Below are 2,983 nucleotides of genomic sequence, written 5' to 3' on the forward strand. Positions count from 1 at the left end.
CCCTCGCAAAAGAAGTTGAAGAATATAATATTATCAAATCTATCCCTGGTATCGGTGAAAAGATCGCTGCAACGATCATTTCAGAAATTGGGGAGATATATCGATTTACTGATCCTAAAAAACGCGTAGCTTTTGCTGGAGTTGATCCTAGTGTATTCGAATCTGGTAAATTTACAGCCACAAAGAATCGAATAACAAAAAGAGGGTCAAGTAGGCTTCGTCACGCCTTATATATGGCTGTTCGTTGTGCGATTCGTGATTGCCGTAAAAAGAAAACAACGGATGAAATCATTCCTCGTAACAAGAAAATGCGAGAGTTTTACGACAAGAAACGTGGCGAAGGAAAACCCTTTAAAGTAGCTGTAATAGCATGTGTAAATAAGCACTTACATTGGATATTTGCCCTTTTAAAGAACAGAACAACTTTCCAAGATATAGCTTAGAACCAAAAATAAACTAAATTACACAAAATCTTCCAAAACTAGACTAACGGAAGGTTATTTGGCATGCACATTTTTAGTATAGCATGAGATATTTTAAGTTTTTATTGAAAAAACATTGACAAACTATTAGCTGGTTTAGTGGAACAAGAAAAAAAGTCGCCGCAGCGACCCAATCTGAGCTCTTGCACCAGTTAGCTAAGTAAAAATGTTTTCTTGGTTCTCCCAAAAAATTGAATCCAGGAAAATAGCATATACAAATATCCTTGTAAAACAAAGATTGCCCATAGAGATCCTTGACTAATTGAACTTATTAGGTAATCCAATTCCGTTCCTTCTGTTCTTCCAATGCTATTAAACAAAGAAACCATTGGGACAGTTATAACTAAAATCAAGTTAATTATGGAACTGGGGACATTTCTTTTCCGAATAAGACTAAAAGATGTTGTTATAAGTGTAAGTATTAAAAATAAATAATAAATAAACCAAAACCAACCAGGTAAAGTCTCGCCACTCACTATTGCCACTCCCTCAAATTAAATCTATATAGTGTAATTTTACACTTTTTATAGCCGATTGGCAATTATTTCTTATTAAACTATTCTGCTTCGTTACTTGAATAAGAAAAAAGCGACTGCTCTTATTGAACAATCGCACCAGTTAGTTGCATAAATAATAAAGCTTTATTTGCACGGATTGGAACACATTTACGGCAGAATTAAGAGTTTATTAGCCTTTCCCTGCGATGGATCTAAAGCATAAACTACAAACATTAAAATTTTTTAGGCTGATTTTGTTTGGTCTTTTTTTTCTGAAAACAATAGCCTAGCAGAATTTAATCGGTTTCGAATTAAGACACCAATCCACGAAGCAAGGGCAGCCTTGATTAATCCAACAATGATAAACGGAGTAAATCCTCCTGCAAAAGCAGCTGGCCAAGAAAGCTCGGCAGCAATCTTTAGCCAAGCAGTGCCGAATGCCAAAGTAACGAGCATTCCAATACTATTAGCAATCACAGCATTCTTGAAGTTGAAGGCTGTTTTTTCCATAAACCATCCGATTAAGAAGGTAGCTGGAAGGAAGCCAACTAAATAACCTCCAGTGGGTCCGATAAGCTTTGAAACTCCACCTGAAAATTCAGCGAATACAGGTACTCCTGCAGAACCAATAATTAAATATAAAATGACCGATAAGGTTCCATAACGAGAACCTAGGATTGTTGCTGCTAAGCCAATGGCAAGGGTTTGTCCTGTAATTGGAACGAGCGGAAGTGGAATTGTAATTTGAGCCATTACGCCAATGATTGCAGCAAAAAGTGCTGTCACAATCATCATTCTTAATTTCAATTGTGGATTTGTCATTTGTTTCTCCCTTTCAAATGTAAACTAATTTTTTTATTTGGTTAACAATTAAACTATATTTATATTTAAAAAATTTGTCAACCCAAAAAAAAAGAGGTGCCAGTGCACCTCCTAGGATTTATTTTGAAATATCTGAAAGGGTTTCAAATGAAACATAAAAAGAAATGGCATTTCATCCAACTTGTTGAACTAAACTGCCAGTTAGTACAGTAAGTGTTCCAGAAAGGATCTGGACCTTAGAACTCCTAGCCAATGAAGTATTTCATCAAGTGACAGAATGGACCAATAAAAATCCTAAAAACCCAAAAAAACCCACAAGCTTATTTAAGTCATCCATCTATTCTCCCTCTCTTTTGCATATTCCAATATATGTTCTTGCAAATCAACAAGTCCATAAAAAAAGAAGCTAAACCATTAGCTTCTTTACAAATCTGGGGTACCATTAAAGATAACTATCCAATTTTATTTTTAGGGCGTAACAAATCATACTAAGATTAAGTTTAAAGCTCGAATAGTCAATTTCTTCTCCATTTAAAGACTGCTCAAGCAATGTTTGCACTTTTAACCAACTTTCCTTCATGCCACGGCTAAGCTCATGTTCACTTTTATATACCTGTTCTAGAGTTGAAATATGTCTTTCGTTTATTGTCTCAAAATCCAAGGATGACGTATTTGTCATTACCAGTTTCGGGACTCCGTTTTGTTGCTCACGGACTGTACGCCAATATTCTTCTTCTTCCTTTTTTCTCTGTGCTTCTTTTTCCCGTTTAACATGTGTGTTATAGGCATATATCCTATCAATCTGCTTATCTAATAGCGGGAGTCCCATCGATAAAAACAATTCTATTTCTTCATCACGAAAACCATCAGGAAGAATTCCGTAATAATCCTCTTCCCCTATTTTCCAAATTAGTTCTTCCCTCATTTCTTCGGGAAAAGACTCTAAAAGCTCTCTTGCCTTTGGTTCAAGGCTTCTTAGTAGCCACTCCATTCTTACCTTCCTATCATGCGCTTTTTTAAGTCGGTTAAGAAGTAAAGTCTGTTTATCTGTTAATGGTAACTGTAACTCGGCTTGTTCTAGGATGACAGGTGGTATTTCATCTAGGTGTAAAAACGGCTTGATGTTAAAGGATTGCCTCATAGCAACCTTGTATAGAATTTCGTCCTTGGCAGCTTGTTCAA

At 35.8% G+C, this 2,983-nt stretch carries 3 protein-coding genes; 1 reads left to right on the forward strand and 2 read right to left on the reverse strand.

Annotated elements, in window-relative coordinates; genetic code table 11:
• Nucleotides 1-443: transposase (locus CHI06_RS28835; protein ID WP_142301048.1), on the forward strand; the 443-nt coding region annotated here is incomplete at its 5' end.
• A 779-nt stretch (nucleotides 444-1,222) separates the two neighbouring features.
• On the opposite strand, the gene CHI06_RS28845 is transcribed toward CHI06_RS28835, so the two are convergent.
• Both CHI06_RS28845 and CHI06_RS30160 read right to left on the reverse strand, forming a co-directional pair.
• A complete protein-coding gene (locus tag CHI06_RS28845; protein ID WP_095252059.1) occupies nucleotides 1,223-1,801 on the reverse strand; it encodes a biotin transporter BioY in 579 nt (192 codons plus the stop codon).
• A gap of 442 nt (nucleotides 1,802-2,243) precedes the next feature.
• Nucleotides 2,244-2,983 (reverse strand): hypothetical protein (locus tag CHI06_RS30160; protein ID WP_179292828.1); only part of this gene is annotated, 740 nt, incomplete at its 5' end.

It is taken from the genome of Bacillus sp. 7884-1 (genome assembly GCF_002272245.1).
Taxonomy (GTDB): Bacteria; Bacillota; Bacilli; order Bacillales; family Cytobacillaceae; genus Neobacillus.